Raw genomic sequence first — 12,705 nt, 5'->3', positions numbered from 1 at the left:
AGCGAAGTTCATTATCATAGCACTCGCAGAGGTAGTAATACAAGCGGATTAAATCTAATTCTCTCATAATCAGTATTGTATATGTTTGGCAACACAAATTTACTGACCTATGATTTTACTATCTCTGTTTTTTTAACCCAATATTCGCATTACATTCAATTAGATTGAAAAAGGTAAACAAATGCCATCTGCTAAAAATGACCTCGATAACTTACCGAAGTTATTCTGTAGAACAGACTAGTTCTAGGGATTGTCCACACTGTGGTGTAATATCGAAACACTATAAAACAACATCTAATTTATGATACCAATACGCCTTACCTATTACGCATTAAATTAATTAACTTATTTTCAAAGAATTACAAAATAGCTCTAGTTACCTCAAATAGTTAACAACCACCTTATTTAACACAAAAACTATGACAAAACAAATCTTATTTTCGCTCTTACTTTTTTGGTCAACATTCTCATTTGGTCAAGAAACTAAGGACATAGAAAACTTCAAAGTCGCATTTTCTACAGCCTTAGACAAAAATTTTTCTGAAAAGCAGTTGAACAAACTGTTTAAGGATTATTCGACAATCCTAACTCCTCATAGCAGTATCACTCGATTATCCGCAAGACTGCAAGAGCGTTCAATGGCTGTTTTTCCACTTTACGAATTCAAAAATGATAAGTTATATATCAATAATATTCACCATCTTCTAAATTCTAAAAATGCTAACCAAAGAATTTTTGCTTATTTGGTGATTGCATCTGCTTGTGACACCTCAAAAGAACATGCACTTTTAGAGAAACTAACCTTAGAAAAAGACAAAGGGAATTTGATTTGGGCTGGAATGGCATTGCTTTACTTAAAATCGAAGCATACTACTGAATTGTTTGATTTTTTAGTAAAAAATGAAGTCTTCAGCGATGCACACATGATTCCAATGTATATCCAACTTGACAAAGACTCTTTACAACAAACAGCATATAAAAGGATAAACTCAAAAGATGTAAAATCAAAAATACTTGCTGCACAAATTCTTGCCGTTACCTCTCTGAATTCAAAAACAGAGGAGGTTTTAAAACATGCTGTGCAAACTTGGGATCTCAACATCAAAGGATATGCTATCTATTCGGTGAAAGAATTGCAAATCGGAAACCTCCTCGAAACATTCAAACCACTTTTAGCACACAAAGAAACTCGTTCTATTTCACTTGAGGCATTGGCAAATAGTCCCACAAAGGACGATCAAGAGTTTTTATATACTTTAGTAAATGAACAAGATACTATTTCAAGTGAGCTTTTGGATTGCTTTTATAAGTCAAAAAACATCAATAATCTCAAATACTGGCTTACACTTTTATACACAAAAAAACTTCCAGACAGCTATATCTTTTTCGTTTTCGCACAGCCATTACTAAATAGTGATAGTGTCTTGCTTGAATTACAAACAGCACTACAAAAAATCACGGACAAGGAAGTCCTTAGCGAGTTAGTGAGGGCATTAAATAACAGAGATGATGATGAAAGTGTACAAATAATTAAAACATTACTTCAGCATAAAAGCTCAACAGTAAGATATTGGACAGCCAAAACAGTTGAAAACAATAAATCAGCTAAATTTAACGAGACAGCCATTCGTAAATTAATTAAGTCTGGAGTTGAAGATGGAAATACACCTGATGACTAATATTACTTTTTACCTTCAATTTTCATTTTCTAAGCTTGGAAACCTCACTCGAATGCAAAACCCTATTTTTTGACATTAATTAACCTAGACTTCACAAAACTCAAACCGTATGAAAACAATTTTTATCACTATCCTATTGATAGCTTTCGTAAATCTGTCGTTCGGACAAACGGAAAAAGTGTCAAACAAAAATGTAGCTGATAGTTTTGAAGCAAATTACAATTCAGGCAACTTTGACGCCATATTTTCAAGTTTTTCCCCAGAAATGCAAACCGCATTACCTCTCGACAAAACGAAAGAGTTTTTAACAGGACTGAAAACACAAGTAGGAAAAATCACAAAAAGACAATTTGTAAGATATGAGCAAACTTACGCTTCTTACAAGACAAACTTCGAACGAGCATTATTTGCGGTGAATATTTCGGTTGACAACAACGCTAAAATTAATGGACTTTTTGTCAAGCCTTTTAAAGAAAGTAATCTTCCAACGATAGCTCGTAACTCCACTAAACTCATTTTACCTTTCAAAGATCAATGGACGGTTATCTGGGGTGGTGACACAAAGGAATTAAATTATCACGTTGAAAGCGAGGCTCAAAAAAATGCTTTTGACTTTGTAATAACTGATAGTAAAGGAAATTCTTACAAAACAGACGGAAAAACCAATGAAGATTATTACGCCTTTGGCAAAGAATTATTTGCGCCTTGTGACGGAGAGGTCGTTTTGGTGGTGGATGGAGTAAAAGATAATGTACCCGGCAAGTTAAATCCAATTTATATTCCTGGGAATACCGTAATTATTAAAACTGGTAATAACGAATTCTTGTTTTTTGCCCATTTCAAGCAGCATTCAATTGTTGTAAAGGAAGGTCAGAAAATAAAACAAGGACAAGTACTTGGACTTTGTGGAAATTCGGGCAATTCATCTGAGGCACACTTACATTTTCACATCCAAAATGTTGAAGATATGAATACAGCAACGGGAGTAAAATGTTATTTTGACAAAATTCAGGTGGATGGACAAACGAAAATGGATTATTCTCCAATTCAAAAAGAGAAAATTAGTAATGAGAAAAAATAAGTTATACCCACACGCTAGTACTGACTAGGAAGCCAGCACCAGCGTGGGACACTAAGCATTTTGATTCATTGATTTTTATGATTCAAAATGCTTAGGTTATTCATCAACACTTTTCGAGAACTACCAAATGTTTAAAAGATGGTACTTCTATGAACTATACATCTGCCAACAAGAGAGAGGATGAGGGAATGAACTACGGTAGAGTAACCTACCCCAAAAAAGAGTGCTAAAATTTAGTTCTTTGATACAAGTTGTTTGCATTGGTTATGAACGACTTGTATTTATATTATGCGCAACTTCAAAGTTAAAGTAGTATAAATTTGTAATGTAATATCTCATGAAATTGAATAAAATAGTAATTCCGTATAGTCAGATTATTAGAACGTCGATAATAATTTTGGTTACTTGTACCGTTAGTTTCTCACAGAACTACAAGGAATATTATGCTCTACAAAATAAGGCTGAATTGGCAATAGTAGATAATGATTTTCACACAGCATTAGATTTTTATAGTAAAGCTTTTGCTCTGAATCCAAAACCGTTGGCAAAAGATATCTACAATTATGCAATGTGTAGTTTTCTATTAAAAAAATACAAGAACACCTATAAATCTTTTAATAAGCTAATGGGTCTAGGACTATCAATAGAAGAAATCAAAAAAAATGAAGTATTAATAAAAGAAAAGGAAGTTATTAATCGAATTAGTAAGAATTACACATCATTCAAAGATAAATCGTTAAAAAATATCAATGTCTTTCTCAGAGATTCATTGAGAAAAATAGCTGATCAGGATCAATTATTTAGACGGATGAGTGGTAGTTACAAAGTATATGGCGATACTATCAGAAAAATTGATAAAGAGAATAATAAAAAATTACTTTCAATTATAGAGAAATATGGATACCCTAACGAATATTTAGTAGGTGTTTCTAGAAATCTTAATCCTTCTCAAAATTTTGATATTGTCATTTGGCATCAGACCCAAATAAATTTCATTCATGATTATACAAATATTTTAAAGGAAGCAGTAAAAAAAGGACGGATAGATCCTCATAGAGCATCCGAACTTATTGAAAATCAACAAGGAGATGACAGATATTCATCACAAATATTATATAAAATTTCTTGTCCGAGTTGCTCAAAGGATGTCATTGATAAGATTAATAAAAAACTGTTTTACTATGATATAAAAGATTCAATAAAAGCAAAAATAAATGACGAACGAGAGAAAATATTTTTAGAAAATATTGATGATTATGAAAAAAAAGTACTATTTGACTCAAAACCTAATCCTTTTAAGTTTTTTTATAAAGGAGGAATCCCAAATTTCAGTTTTGATAAAGAAGAAGATGTATTAATAACTATTAAAAAGATGAAATCTCTAAATGAATAATTAAGTAATTATTTTGACAACTAGTGCTGAGAAAACAGTAAATGACATCATTATTTGGCTCTTAAAATATCAGATACTATATTATCGTTTTGATGGATTCTCCCCACTAGTGCTGGCTTCCTAGCCAGTACTTATCCAATCTAAGGATTCTAATCCTACGCTGAAATAAATTTAACAATCTGTACATAAGGAGAACCAATGATGAATGTAAGCACTATTGTGATGTTTGGGAAAGATTTTCTCTGGATAGAATCTAGAGAAAAAATGGGTACTGGTTAGGAAGCCAGCACCAGTGTGGGAACGCGGACCTAGCCTGAGATCATTTTAACAACTCTATAACAAATCAATAACACTTGAGTGACAGCTGGAAGCAAGTAGAATAAGGTAATTTTGTAAAGTGAGCAGCATGAAAATTATCGTATTAAAAATACCTCTTTTATGCTTCGATATTCTTTACAATCCGTTCTATTAAATTAAAAGCAGACAATAAATATGAAAAAAATCATTTATATGCTGATTTTATCACTGATTGTGGTAAGTGGGCTGGTATTTGCCAATCGTGAAGCTAAAAATGTAGTTTCTAAAAAGCCAACTCCTAAACCTATCTCTGTTGCTGAAAGGAAAGCTGCCCTGAAAAAATGGGAAGCTACCCCTGATGGTATCATGTTCAAACAATGGGAAGCCTCTCCCGCAGGTAAAAAAGTGTATGCTGGCGAAGCTAAAATCAGGAAGCATTTAAGGGCTTTTTCTGATATGGAAGCTGTTGTAACCTCTCTTTCTCTTCCGCCAAGCTCACGATTAGGTTTCGGGATAATGGTCAAAATTAATGGCGAAGATTATATTCTTAGTTTTGGACCAGAAAAGTCTGACAATACTATTTTTAATTCTAACAATGAATTTGAGCAATTGCATAACCTGAAAGTGAACGACAAAATAACGATAAGAAGCCATAATGTATCGCATGCGCCTAAGTATTCATATCCAATAATAGCGGGCGACTATGTAGAACAAAATCATAACGTAATTTACAAACGTGCGCCTCGTAAAGGCGGTTGCTAAGCAGACAATTAGTAATTAAGGGTTTATGGGACTGGACTAGTATTTAACCCCATAAACCCTTAATCACAAAAAGGAATTGGCATAAATTTCAAATAACTTCCAATTTAGCTTCGATTACCTATCAGAAACTAAAACCATAAAATATGGGATTAAAGACATTGGTTCCAAAAACCATCAAACCTTAAATAACTTTGACATGTTTGTTGAAGGGCATCCTGATTTTACTTTAATCAAAAAACAACTCAGTTTCTGACCTTTCCAACAAAAGTACATCTACATGTTTTTGCCAAACCTCTCCTAAATAGAAAGCTTCCACTTCCTACTCTTTAATTTTTTTTCTGCTTTTCTAGAAGTATCATGTCAATTATTTCTCTCTGAGATTTATTTTTTCAAAAAAAATAGACAGACTTGTATGTATGTATTATTTTTATTCATACCTTTGATAAAAAAAAAGACATCATGAGTTCACCAAGAGAAAGAATATTAGAGCGAGCCTCCATTTTATTTCATCATCAAGGTTATAACAGCACAGGAATTAACCAGATTATCAGTGAGGCAAATGTTGCGAAAGCGAGCTTTTACCAACATTTTAAAACGAAGGACGACCTATGTGTCACCTTTCTGAATAGAAGACATGAATCCTGGTTTAATGCACTTTCAGAATTCACCTCAAAATCTGAAAATGCCCAAGAAAAGATTTTAGCCTCATTTGACTTTATCATGCACATGAACGAAAAGGAGAACTTTCGAGGTTGTAGTTTTCTCAATATCATGTCTGAAATATCAAAAGAACAAGAGAGTATCCTTAGAGTAATTCAATCACACAAAAATGACTTGAGGGTGTTTTTTAGTCAACTCATTGAGGATGAGTTATTGGCAACACATATTTATCTACTTTTTGAAAGCTCTATCATAGAAAGCCAATTGTTCGAGTCAAACGAGATTGTTAATAAATCAAAAGCAATAGTCAAAAGTATCATCTAAACAACTAATCAAATGGAACAGAAACAGCCACTTCCTCCTTTTACGTTGGAAACCGCAAAGCAAAAAATTCAAATGGCTGAGGACGCTTGGAACTCACAAAATCCAGAAAAAGTATCTTTGGCGTATACTGTCGACAGTGAATGGCGAAATCGAAGCACATTTGTCAATGGTAGAGATGAAATTGTAAATTTCTTAGCTGATAAATGGAAGCGAGAATTAAATTACAAGCTCAAAAAAGAGTATTGGGCGCATGCAGAAAATAGAATCGCAGTTAGATTTGAGTATGAGTATCAAACCAAAGAAGGAAAATGGTTCAGAGCTTATGGAAACGAAAACTGGGAGTTTGATGAAAATGGTTTGATGGAAAAAAGATACGCAAGTATCAATGATCTCGAAATAAATGAGTCTGAAAGACATTTGTAGAAAGCCATGTGGATTTTATGGATCATCACTGAATTAATATTTGAAACCTCTTTTAAAGCCATTTAAAGGAGGTTTACTTTTTCTAGGTACAACAATGAGTTAGTGTTTTTATACTATTAGATGCCTTTAACACACATTTCTTCGAGACACAGTGTAACAATCTACTTTCATTTCCATATATTTGAGCCTCGCAACAAGCATACTGGGTGTATCAGGCAAACTGTTGTGCTTATAATAAACTTTTATGCCCAAAAACACCTTCGCCAAGCCCTAAAAAGTTGGAAATATCCCCAAAATAAACTAGCACCATGAAAAACTACATCAACAAATTATTCTACTTCATTGTCTTACTATTAGGTCTATTAGGTATCTATTTACTTATTTCTTACAAACCATTTGCAGATGAAACCAACTTTATTGTTGCGATTACTCTCCCTTTTTTGGTAATCATTTTCTACAAATATTTTAATTCTATTCATATAGCTTTTAAAGTTTTAAAAGCATTGCTTGTGGGTTTAGCACTTTTTTATTCCTCTATGTTAATTGGTCATAGATTTATTTACTTCACAGAAGTGCAAAACAATAGAAAGGTACATTCACAATCTGCTGTAAATTTTGAAAAAGATAACTTTCAGGCAAGCCTCCAAAAAGCCAAAAAGGAGAATAAATTGATATTTTTAGATATTTACACAGGGTGGTGTGGACCATGCTTACACTTTAGCAAAACCGTTTTGAAAGATAGAGAGGTTTCACAAGTTTTAAACAGTAAGTTTATCAACTTGAAATATGATGCTGAGGTTGGCGAGGGCATAGAGGTAAACAAAAAATACAATAAAAGGGCCTATCCTAGTTATGTTTATCCAACTCTTTTGATTTTAGATAGTGATGGAAATATCAAAGAAGATATTGGAAAAAAGTATGATACCCCCGACATCAAAACAATGCAGGATTTGTTAAAAAAGTACAATTAGTAATAGCTCGACAATACACATGGAGGACTCATATAAAGACTTGAAGTATGCTAATTTCACCGAACTTCAATAAAAAACCTCGCTAGTGCTGGCTTCCTAGCCAGTACTTACCAAATCTAAGGATTCTAATCCCATGCAGAGATAAATTTTATTTTACAAAAGTAGAACCTATAATGAATGTAAGCACGATTGTGAGGTTTTGGAAAGATTTTCTCTGGATAGAATCCAGAGAAAAATAGGTACTGGTTAGGAAGCCAGCACCAGCATTGGTGTTACGCTCCTGTCTGCTTTTTGCCAAAGTATTCATAACCTTCGTTACGCTTATTACACTTTTAATATTTCTATGACATGAAAAATAATTTCAACATTTGTTTAATTTTTATAGGCTTATTTGCCTTTGCTTGTTCTTCTGAAAAAAACGATAAGAATAATACTGCTCCTGACCTCGCTAGTGCTGGCTTCCTAGCCAGTACTTACCGAATCTAAGGATTCTAACCCTTTATTATTAGAAAAAATAATCTCCGTGAAAAGGAATAGCTTTGGAGGGAAGCCCGCACTAGCTTGGATATTCGCTGGATAGAATCCAGAGAAAAAATAGGTACTGGCTAGGAAGCCAGCACCAGCTTCGCGAGACTCTTTGGAGATAACTCCAAAGACGGCAAAAATTTTTCCTATTTCAAAATCTCCCTCTTCTGCTTTGCATATTCAGATGGTGAAACATGGTAGGTTTGCTGAAACATTTTTCGGAAATACTTCATATCCTCTATTCCTACCAGCATAGCGACTTCTGTCACACGGAGATTTCCATGACTTAGCAATTGAGCAGCCCTTTTGAGGCGAATGTCTCTAATAAATTCTACCAATGATTGCCCTGTAATAGACTTGATTTGACGATAAATCGCCGACTGGCTCATTCCCATATCTCTCACAAGAGTTTGCACCGTAAAGTCTTGGTTAGTCAGATTCGCCTCCACAATAGTCATTGCTTTTTCAAGCAGTGCTTTTGTTTCGTCTGGTATATCTGGCAAACTTGGTTCTAGCAAAATCTGTTTCTGGTAATAGCTACGCAATTGTGAGCGGTTTTGAATAATAGAAGCTATCTTGGCATTCAGTACCAAGGGATTAAACGGCTTTGCCATATATTCATCTGCTCCCATTTCTAAACCTTCCACTTCATGCGTGACTGCTGCACGCGCCGTAAGCAAAAACACAGGAATATGAGAGGTTTTGGGATTTTGTTTGATTTTTTTACACAGCTCCAACCCATCGCTATTCGGCATCATGATGTCACTAATAATCAAATCGGGTTGCCATTCTAAGGCTTTCTCCCAACCATCTAGTCCATCTACTGCGGTATCGACCTCATAATTTACCTCACAAATCTGTTTTAAATATGCCCTCAAATCATCTTGATCTTCTACAATTAAAATTTTGGCGGAGAATTTTTCTGTAACAACTACGGCTGGTATCTCCACTGTTTCTGATGATTCGGCTAGTTCGGAGGTATCTTCTAGTGTTTTGACTTTAGCATTTTCAGGAAGATGTTTTTTGCCAAATGGAAGTTTTACTGTAAATATCGTTCCTTTCCCAATAGTACTTTCTACCTCTATACTTCCCTTATGGGCTTCAACCAACTGTTTAACCAGTGACAAACCAATACCAGTTCCTCTAATTTTGAGCGTTTCGGTATGTGACGCTTGATAATAAGGGTCAAAAATTTTATCCAATTCATCGGCTGACATTCCTACCCCAAAATCTTGAATAGAGATTTGGAGAAAGTTCTTGCTTGGTCTGCCTGCTTCAAACACTGCCTCCTCGGAAGAACTACCGACAATTTCTGTTTTCAATGATATTTTACCTCCCGATGGCGTGTATTTAAAAGCATTGGATAGCAAATTGGTCAAAATAATTTCCAATTTACTACTATCAAAAAACAGTTCTACGGTAGTTTGTGGCAAACTCATGGTATAATCTATTACAGACTCTTGAGCTTTGAGTTTGAAAATCAAAAACACCTCTTCTATCATCGGAATGATATTTCCGAAGGTTGCTAGTATTTTCATATTGCCCGTTTCGGCTTTTCGAAAATCGAGCAATTGATTAACCAAGTCCAGTAATTTTCTGGTTTGTTGTAAAATCAGCATGATTTTGTCCTTCTTCTCATGTTCGGAAGACGCCAGCTCTTCGATTGGCCCCAAAATCAAGGTGAGAGGCGTTCGCAGTTCATGCGAAACATTGGTGAAAAAACGAAGTTTGAGATCGGTCAAAGTCTTTTCTTGGTCAGCTTTGTACTTTTCCATCAAAACATCATTTTTCAATGCCTGCTTGGCTAGAGTAGCTTTTTGGTATTCTTTGAAAGCAAAAAATAAAACCAAAGCATATATCAAAAATGCCCACCAAGTTTTGTACCAAGGCGGTAGCACCCGAATTTTGATTTCGGCAGGTTTGGCCGACCACGCCCCTTCCCCATCACTTGCTTTGACCAAGAAGGTATATTCACCAGAATCTAAGTTTGAAAAGTTAGCAATGCGTTGGTTGTAGTTTGTATAAATCCAATCGTCATTTGAACCTACTAACTTATAGGCATACTGATTCTTTTTGGGGTTTTTGTAATTAATGCCGACAAACTCAATCGAAAAATAGTTTTCATTTGGCTCAATGGTTAACTCCTCCGTTTCGTCTAAAGGTTTGGACAGAATCAATCTTCCTTCGAAGGCTTCTCCAATACGAACCTCTTTGTTGTAGATTCTAAGTGTAGTCAGATGAATTTCGGGCTTTTGGTCGCTTGGTCTAATCTGTTCTGGTTTGAAATAGGTTACACCTTTTATTCCTCCAAAATAAAAATAACCCGATGGGTCCTTACACACTGCTCCTATTTTGAATGAATTACTTTGCAAACCATCCCCAACATCATAATGAATTATGCTTTTATGTTGAGTGTTGAGTCTTACCAGCCCATCGCCTCCCAGCCAAAGAAAACCCTGTTGGTCAAAAATTAAAGACTCAATATTTGAATAACCAATATTCCATCGTTCGACCTTACCTTGTGGAGATATTTTATTTAACCCCGCACCGATGGTGCCAACCCATAAATTACCGCTGTTATCTTTGACCAAAGGCCAAGCATAATTGCCACTCAAACTATTGGGGCTATTTTTTTCATATTGATAATTTTTAATTACCCTTATACCTGTGGCTGACACTTGAAGTTGTAACACGCCTTTATCTCTCGAACTCACCCAAAGTTGATCAGTTGTTGGTTCATATAGCAGATAGGTACATTGTCTTGCTGGAAAATTATTAGTTTCAAGCGAATATTGCTGTAGTAATTTCCCCTCTCGATCAAACCTCAACAGTCCTTTTTCAAAAGTTGCCATCCAGATTGTACCAAATCTATCTTCTTGAATTTTTTCGATACTGGTGCCAAATAATGAAAGGTTTGGATTTACGTCAGTAATCGCTTTTCGGGTATTTCCTTTAATTAGCAGAATACCATTATATCGAGTACCAACCCATAGCGTACCATCTTGTTGTTGATAAAAAGCCGAAACATCTACGCCTGAGCCATCGCCATTGATAGGGACATAGGCAAAGTTTTGAAAAGTGTGATTTTGAAGATGATATTTAGAAAACCCGTTTCGAGTACCAATCCACAAGTGCTGCTTGTCATTATCGGGCAAAAGACAATTGATATAATTACTTGGTAAAGTTGTGGCAGAGCCAAACTGGCGTTGAATTACATAAAAAGGTTTTCTTTTGAGGTCAACCTTATTGAGTCCTCCCGAAGAAGCAGCCAACCATAAATTATGATATTTGTCTTCTAAGATCTGATGTACTCTTCCTGAATTGATACTATATGAGTCGCCATCTGTAGGGAAAAACCGTTGCATAGAATTTCTCCATGTATTCAAATAACTAGGCTCAGTGCTTGCGGGAATATTTGACCAATAGTACAAACCATGATTTGTTCCAATCCATAGATGATGGAAAGAATCAACATACACACTTCCTATTTCTGAAAAACCATTAATTAGGACAGAAGTCTTTACACGATTGCTCTTGGATAATTTATCAACCAAAAACAACTCAAATTGAGTACCAATCCACAGATTATCGAAAGTATCTACCCAAAGTGCCGAAATCTTATGATTGGTAAAAAAGGTCGGAATGGGCATTGATTGATTAGCTCCCAAATGCCATAAGCCATGTGTAATTGTACCAAACCAAATAGAGCCATCCTTTTCACGAACCATTGAAGATACGCCGTATTGCGTAGTCCCATGCATAACGATTTGGCGAATGGAAACCAATAATTCATTTTTGAATTCTAGTACAAACAAGCCCATCGAACGCGTACCTACCCAAACTCTTCCATGAGAATCACTCGAGATAGATAAAACATTACTTACTCGAAGCTTTTCAAGTGCTTTTTCATCGACTCCGTTACCTACCCGTTCGGTAATATTGAGGAAGTTATCATGAAATTTATCAAAAAAACTCAAGCCTGCACTACCAGATGCCACCCAGAGACGTTTGCTGGCATCGAGGTGCATTGCCACTACTCTATTGCTTGGCAAACCATTGTGAGGATTTACAGGAAGGTCGTAGTTTTTGAGTGTATAGCCATCATATTTGGATACCCCATTGTTGGTGCCAATCCAAATATAACCCGTACTATCCGACACAATACAATTGGCATCACTATGTGGTAGTCCATCGTTAACGGTGATATGTTCGAAGCGGTATTTATCCGTATTCTCTTGTGATTTACTTGGAAATACCTCACAAAACAACAGTAACGTAAATAACAATTGTATAATTTTCTTCATGGTTTAAAGCAATCATTAAGGTCATAAGGATGATTAAAACCTTTGTTGGCATTTTTGCCAGCTAAGGCTCAATTCATATTGTCAAAAGAATGAAATAAGTAAATACTACTCCTTCACTTATATTACCACTCAAAAATACCAAAAACCTATTCAAATTATTGTAAAGGCTTAAAGTGCCCCTGTTTTTAAACGAATTTCACCCTACTTTAGACCATTTTTTCTCCCCATTTTTGCATTATTCAAATATATAATTGTAACAACAGAGAACCCTTGTCTGTTTAGCCAA

9 protein-coding genes are annotated in these 12,705 nt (G+C 35.0%); 7 read left to right on the top strand and 2 right to left on the bottom strand.

Annotated elements, in window-relative coordinates; translation table 11 throughout:
* Window positions 1-638 precede the first annotated feature (638 nt).
* From GVN22_RS20325 to GVN22_RS20295, 7 genes are all read left to right on the top strand, one after another.
* Complete coding sequence (locus GVN22_RS20325; RefSeq protein WP_166552849.1) at window positions 639-1,679, top strand: HEAT repeat domain-containing protein; 1,041 nt, start codon at window positions 639-641, stop codon at window positions 1,677-1,679.
* Window positions 1,680-1,788: 109 nt separating this feature from the next.
* Entirely contained in the window at window positions 1,789-2,760 is a 972-nt protein-coding gene (locus GVN22_RS20320; RefSeq protein ID WP_166552848.1) for a M23 family metallopeptidase, read from the top strand.
* Between the two features lie 466 nt (window positions 2,761-3,226).
* A complete protein-coding gene (locus GVN22_RS20315) occupies window positions 3,227-4,153 on the top strand; it encodes a hypothetical protein (protein ID WP_166552847.1) in 927 nt (308 codons plus the stop codon).
* Window positions 4,154-4,645: 492 nt separating this feature from the next.
* A complete protein-coding gene (locus GVN22_RS20310; RefSeq protein ID WP_166552846.1) occupies window positions 4,646-5,212 on the top strand; it encodes a hypothetical protein in 567 nt (188 codons plus the stop codon).
* Between the two features lie 459 nt (window positions 5,213-5,671).
* The gene (locus tag GVN22_RS20305; RefSeq protein WP_166552845.1) at window positions 5,672-6,196 is read left to right on the top strand and encodes a TetR/AcrR family transcriptional regulator; all 525 of its coding nucleotides are present in this window, start codon (window positions 5,672-5,674) and stop codon (window positions 6,194-6,196) included.
* A gap of 12 nt (window positions 6,197-6,208) precedes the next feature.
* Entirely contained in the window at window positions 6,209-6,619 is a 411-nt protein-coding gene (locus GVN22_RS20300; protein WP_166552844.1) for a nuclear transport factor 2 family protein, read from the top strand.
* A 308-nt stretch (window positions 6,620-6,927) separates the two neighbouring features.
* Entirely contained in the window at window positions 6,928-7,590 is a 663-nt protein-coding gene (locus GVN22_RS20295) for a thioredoxin family protein (RefSeq protein ID WP_166552843.1), read from the top strand.
* A gap of 148 nt (window positions 7,591-7,738) precedes the next feature.
* On the opposite strand, the gene GVN22_RS20290 is transcribed toward GVN22_RS20295, so the two are convergent.
* The gene (locus tag GVN22_RS20290; RefSeq protein WP_166552842.1) at window positions 7,739-7,897 is read right to left on the bottom strand and encodes a hypothetical protein; all 159 of its coding nucleotides are present in this window, start codon (window positions 7,895-7,897) and stop codon (window positions 7,739-7,741) included.
* A gap of 364 nt (window positions 7,898-8,261) precedes the next feature.
* Complete coding sequence (locus tag GVN22_RS20285; protein ID WP_166552841.1) at window positions 8,262-12,419, bottom strand: two-component regulator propeller domain-containing protein; 4,158 nt, start codon at window positions 12,417-12,419, stop codon at window positions 8,262-8,264.
* Window positions 12,420-12,705: the final 286 nt, after the last annotated feature.

Origin of the sequence: Cellulophaga sp. BC115SP (assembly GCF_009905545.1) — a bacterium.
GTDB lineage: Bacteria > Bacteroidota > Bacteroidia > Cytophagales > Spirosomataceae > Flectobacillus > Flectobacillus rivi.
Note: the sequence above shows the minus strand (reverse complement) of the source record. Positions and strands in the feature narration are given on the sequence as shown.